The sequence below is a fragment of the Oliverpabstia intestinalis genome, from assembly GCF_009696065.1.
GTDB lineage: Bacteria > Bacillota > Clostridia > Lachnospirales > Lachnospiraceae > Oliverpabstia > Oliverpabstia intestinalis.
Window position 1 is genome coordinate 1 of sequence record NZ_VUMS01000058.1, and the last position, 5,657, is coordinate 5,657.

A 5,657-nucleotide genomic window follows, 5' to 3' on the forward strand; every position below is an offset into this window, starting at 1 on the left:
ATATTATGTAGCGACAGTAGGCAATATTACAGAAGAAGCTGTAAAAGAATATATACAGCAGCAAAAAGAAGAATCTAAAAGAGAAGATACACGACGGTAAGCCTCTTTCAGAGGCAAGCCGGTATGAATGCTTGAGGCATCCGCCTTTTAGGCGTGCAGGCATAGGACCCTTATAGGGTCAACAACAAACCACCACTTGAAGTGGTGGTTATGACTTAGTAATCTCCTGAAAGCAAGCTTTTTGTCAATTATTTCAAAGAAAAATTAAAGGATAACAATACATAGTTTTGACAATGATATTTTGAAAAATTTTATAGGAATGCTCTATTATCAAATTGACATAGGAATATGGTAGCGTATAATTAGAATTGAATACACTGAAAAAATGGAGGAATAGTAAATGTTAGAGTTAGGAATAAAAGCACCGGATTTTGAATTGCCGGATCAGAACGGAGAAGTGCATAAATTAAGCGATTATGCAGGAAAAAAAGTGATCTTATATTTTTATCCAAAGGATAATACACCAGGATGTACGAAGCAGGCATGTGGCTTTTCTGAGCGTTATCCACAGTTTACTGAGAAGGGAGCTGTTATTCTCGGAGTAAGCAAGGACTCTGTAGCGTCTCACAAGAGATTTGAAGAAAAATACGGACTGGCATTTACGCTATTAGCAGATCCGGAGCGTAAAGTTATTGAAGCATATGATGTCTGGAAAGAAAAGAAAAATTATGGAAAAGTATCTATGGGTGTAGTGAGAACTACATATCTTATTGATGAGCAGGGAATCATTATAAAGGCAAATGATAAAGTCAAGGCGGCAGATGATCCTGAAAATATGCTTAAGGAATTGGCATAATGAAGATTATTTTATCACCTGCAAAAAAGATGATTGTAGATACCGATAACTTAGCACCGATTGAACTGCCTGTCTATATTGATAAGACAGCAGAAGTATTAAACTGGATGAAAAGCAAATCAAAAGAAGAACTGAAAGCTATCTGGAAATGTAATGACAAGATTGCAGAGCAGAACTTTAACAGATTGGAAAATATGGATCTTTATAACAGGCTTACTCCGGCTGTTTTAGCATATGAAGGGATTGCATTTCAATATATGGCACCATCTGTGTTTGAAATCCAGCAGTTTGAGTATTTGCAAAATCATTTAAGAATCTTGTCTGCGTTTTATGGCATTTTAAAACCAATGGATGGTGTGACTCCTTATCGTCTTGAAATGCAGGCAAAGGTTGGAATTGGAGATGCAAAAAATCTGTATGAGTACTGGGGAGAATTGTTATACCGCTCAGTAATCGATGACAGTAGGATTATCATTAATCTTGCATCAAAAGAATACTCAAAATGTATAGAAAAGTATCTGACACCACAGGACAGATATATTACGATTGTATTTTGTGAGTTATCCGGAGATAAATTGGTAACAAAAGGTACCTATGCCAAGATGGCTCGTGGTGAAATGGTCAGATTCATAGCGGAAAATAATATTGAAAATCCGGTGGAGATTCAGAAATTTGACAGACTCGGATATTCGTTTAGGTCTGATTTATCTTCAGATTCAGAATATGTATTTGAACGCAAAATAAAATAGTTATTCAGGTAAAAGATGCTCAGTTTGGCAGTTTTTATAATTTTTATTGACAACAGGATAATAGTGGTATATAATCCCTATTAAAAACTAATCCTAATAAGGAAGACGAATGACAAGTAGGAGAAATACCATTCAAAAAGATCTTGTAAGAAATACCGTATACGAAATGAGAAGACACGTTACGGCAAATGAAGTGTATGAATTTATAAAAGAAGCATATCCAACAATTGGAAAAGGAACTGTATATAGAAATCTTGATATATTGGTAGAAGAAGGTAATTTAAGAAAAGTGGAAGTTCCGGATGGACCTAATCGGTTCGATCTTACATTAAAGAACCATTACCATGTGAGGTGTGTAAACTGCGGTGAGATTTCAGATGTGGATATGGATGAAATACTGGGCTTGCTAGAAAAAATTCATGATACACATGGAACGGACTTTTTAGGATATGACATATTATTTAAAGGTATTTGTCCGAAATGCCAGAAAAAGATAAAGGATGGGCAAATCTATTAAGCATTTATGCAAATGATGGCATGAGATTTTGAAATAGTAGTAAAGAAAACGGAGGTAAAAGAGATGGCTGCTAACAAGTACACAGGAACACAGACAGAAAAAAATTTACAGGAGGCATTTGCAGGGGAATCACAGGCAAGAAATAAGTATACCTATTTTGCTTCTGTAGCGAAAAAGGAAGGTTACGAGCAGATGTCAGCATTGTTTTTAAAGACTGCAGATAATGAGAAAGAACATGCAAAGATGTGGTTCAAGGAATTAGCAGGAATTGGTGATACAAAAGAAAACTTAGCTGCTGCTGCAGAAGGAGAGAACTACGAGTGGACAGATATGTATGATGGCTTTGCTAAAACAGCAGAGGAAGAAGGTTTCCCTGAGCTTGCAGCAAAATTTAGAGCAGTAGGAGAAATTGAAAAGCACCATGAGGAGAGATATCGTGCACTTCTTAAGAACATTGAAACTGCTCAGGTGTTTGAGAAGAGCGAAGTGAAGGTATGGGAATGCCGTAACTGTGGACATATTGTAGTTGGAACGAAAGCCCCGGAAGTCTGTCCGGTATGCGCGCATCCACAGAGCTACTTTGAGCTTCACGCAGAAAATTACTAGAATAGAATTAAGAAAGATGTCTGAAAAGAAAAACTTATGAACAATATTTAGGAAGAATCGCTTTCCCGATATTTATCTTCCTTCTTGTGGAAGGATATTTCCACACAAGCACTTAATGGAGATATTTAGTTACACTTCTTGTATTTGGAGTGATATCAGAGGTTCCGTTTGATATGTGCACATCAGCTAGATTTGTTGAAATCAACTGGAACAATATTATGTTTACACTGGCACTTGTGCTTGCTATGATCTGGGTGATCGATGTACTGAAAGAAAAGATGGCGTCACTACCGAAGGCTTTGTGATATTTCGTATCATTTCTCATTGTAGCGGTGTTGTGCATTGTAGCAATGAATGAAAGTCTGGACTACGAACATCATGCGGTACTGATCGGTTATTTCTGTTATATTTTTCATGAGAGATGGGCACTTAGAATTCCGTTTTGTTACATCTCTATGTTTAAAGAGCCGTGGGCTCTGCTTGGATTTGGACTGACACTTACTTACAATGGAGAGCGTGGAAAACAGAATAAGTTAGTAAATTATCTTTTCTATCCGGTGCATTTGCTGATTTTAGGAATCATAAGAATGTATCTTGGAATTTAAAAAGAGGGCGTAAGAGAGCGTTTCAAGTTTTGTGTAAACAGAAAAAACTGATATAAGATATGTCATTAGTTATCGAGGACAGAACCTGTTTTTCAGGGTTCTGTCCTTGTTTGTATTATAATGCAGTTTTAAGGCATGTCAAGCAGGACTGGCTGTGCCAGCCCTGCCGTAAATGGTAGATAGCCGGTACCGTGTCGCTTGCTAGTTTTTGTGAGATAATTACTCTAAAAAATCTAAGGTTTTTCAGGGAGGGCTATCTCATGGATAAAATTACTCACAAAGTTCGCTGCGAACAGTGGACTAAGATCATAAAAGAATGCCTTGCTAGCGGAATGAATAAAACCGCCTGGTGCAGAGAACATGGTATTTCTGACAAGTCATTCTTCTATTGGCAACGTCGGCTACGTGAAGAAGCATATATTTCTACAGTAGAATCTTCTTCACTTCCAGCAGTCAATGCAGTAAGTGTACCAGCAGAGCCGTCGGTTGATTTCGTTGAATTAAGGTTATCTGAACAATCCGCTGTATCATCTGCTGCATTCAGACCAGATGTGATCATTCGAAAGGACTCCTTTTCACTGGAGATTTCAAACACTGCTTCTGCAGAACTGCTAAGCAGAATCGGAGGTCTCTTACATGCTGAATGATGCAACCGGTTTTGACAAGATTTTTATCGCAACAGGGTACACCGATTTAAGGCGTGGGATTGACGGTCTGGCATCCACCATTAAATATCAATTCGAACTGGATCCTTTCCAGAAAAACATCCTGTTTCTTTTCTGTGGCAAACGTACCGACAGAATCAAAGGACTGGTTTGGGAAGGAGATGGGTTTTTGCTTCTTTACAAACGACTAAATGTTGGCGGATTCAGTTGGCCACGCACAAAAGAAGAAGCCATGGAAGTTACTCCCGAACAATATCACATGCTGATGCAGGGACTTGAAATCGTTGCCAAACGTCCAATAGAGGAACTGACAGATCCTCCCAAAACAATGTAATTGTGCAATTCGTAGAAAATAAATTTTTTATTTTTTCCAGTTCAAAATGATGCAAAATATTTTTTAAATAGTTATCCACAAAAGCGTTTTCTGTGAGAGTAATTCTTTTTACCAAAGAGAAATCCTTTGCAGAGCCTGTGGATAACAGTCATGAGTATCTCATGGATTCTGAGATATTCATGATTGTTATCCACCGTCAAAATGACGAATAACAATACGTGGTGAATTCGCCTGAACTCCTATTTTCTGCTATAATGACTTCAGAAATAAAAGGAGTCCGAACAATGGCATTTAAATTCACTGAAGAACAACTGAATACATTGGATAAGTCTTTTATCGTAGAGTTATTTCTCCAGCTTCAGGAGCAGAACGATAAGCTTTCAGGTGAAGTCCAGGATCTAAACAGAAAAATGGAACTTCTCATTGAGCAGATCACCCTTTCCAATAAGAACAGATTCGGCAGATCCTCTGAGAAGATGGATGATGCCAGTCAGATCTGTTTCATGGAAATAGATGGAACCATCGTTTTCTTCAATGAAGCCGAGGCGGTATCTGATCTGGATGCCGAAGAACCTGAAACTTTGGAACCAAAACCAGCTCGCAAACCAAAATCTGTTGGTAAGAAGGATGCTGATTTGTCAGGTCTTCCGGTAAACATTATCACTCATTACATGACCGAGGAAGAATTAGTGGCTGAGTTTGGAAAAAATGGCTGGAAGCAGCTTCCAGATGCGATTTCCAAACGTTACCGTTTCATTCCTGCAAAGGTTGAAGTAGATGAGCATCATGTCGGTGTGTATGCCAGCAAGAAAGACGGACGAATTATAAAGGCAGACCATCCGCAGGCATTACTTCACGGAAGTCTGGTATCTCCAACACTTGCTGCAGCGATTATGAATGGCAAGTATGTGAATGCTGTTCCGCTCTATCGCCTGGAACAGGAGTTTTCCCGTTATGGTCTTAGCATCACACGTCAAAACATGGCCAACTGGATGATCCGACTGGGCGAAAGCTATCTGGCAATCCTGTACGATTATCTCCATCAAAAGCTGTATGATTACCATGTGATTCAGGCAGATGAAACTCCTGTTTTGGTAAACAGAGATGGGCGTCCTGCCGGATCCAAAAGCTACATGTGGGTATATCGCTCCGGACATCTGTACAAAGACAAACAGATCGTCCTGTACGATTATCATAAAACTCGCAACAGCTCCCATCCAAGGGAATTCCTGAAGGACTATTCCGGCATCTGCGTGACAGATGGATATCAGGTCTACCACAAAGTGGAAAAGGAGCGCGAGGATCTGCGAATCGCAGGCTGCTGG

Annotated in this window: 7 protein-coding genes and 1 pseudogene; all 8 read left to right on the forward strand. The window is 39.0% G+C overall.

The window, feature by feature from the left end; translation table 11 throughout:
- Positions 1-400: 400 nt before the first annotated feature.
- Positions 401-856, forward strand: coding sequence for a thioredoxin-dependent thiol peroxidase (gene bcp, locus FYJ57_RS14630; RefSeq protein WP_024854727.1), 456 nt, complete (start codon positions 401-403; stop codon positions 854-856).
- Positions 856-1,605, forward strand: a complete 750-nt coding sequence (gene yaaA / locus FYJ57_RS14635; RefSeq protein WP_154433221.1) for a peroxide stress protein YaaA — start codon at positions 856-858, stop codon at positions 1,603-1,605. The genes bcp and yaaA overlap by 1 nt, the downstream gene beginning before the upstream one ends.
- Positions 1,606-1,714: 109 nt before the next feature.
- Positions 1,715-2,122, forward strand: coding sequence for a Fur family transcriptional regulator (locus FYJ57_RS14640; protein ID WP_154433222.1), 408 nt, complete (start codon positions 1,715-1,717; stop codon positions 2,120-2,122).
- A gap of 63 nt (positions 2,123-2,185) precedes the next feature.
- Complete coding sequence (rbr, locus tag FYJ57_RS14645; protein ID WP_154433223.1) at positions 2,186-2,728, forward strand: rubrerythrin; 543 nt, start codon at positions 2,186-2,188, stop codon at positions 2,726-2,728.
- Between the two features lie 20 nt (positions 2,729-2,748).
- A pseudogene (locus FYJ57_RS14650) lies at positions 2,749-3,333 on the forward strand (TraX family protein).
- A gap of 260 nt (positions 3,334-3,593) precedes the next feature.
- Positions 3,594-3,980, forward strand: coding sequence for an IS66 family insertion sequence element accessory protein TnpA (tnpA, locus tag FYJ57_RS14655; RefSeq protein WP_154433224.1), 387 nt, complete (start codon positions 3,594-3,596; stop codon positions 3,978-3,980).
- Positions 3,970-4,332, forward strand: coding sequence for an IS66 family insertion sequence element accessory protein TnpB (gene tnpB / locus FYJ57_RS14660; RefSeq protein ID WP_154433225.1), 363 nt, complete (start codon positions 3,970-3,972; stop codon positions 4,330-4,332). The genes tnpA and tnpB overlap by 11 nt, the downstream gene beginning before the upstream one ends.
- Positions 4,333-4,616: 284 nt before the next feature.
- Positions 4,617-5,657, forward strand: a 1,041-nt coding sequence (gene tnpC, locus FYJ57_RS14665; RefSeq protein ID WP_154433226.1) for an IS66 family transposase, incomplete at its 3' end; no start/stop codon positions are given.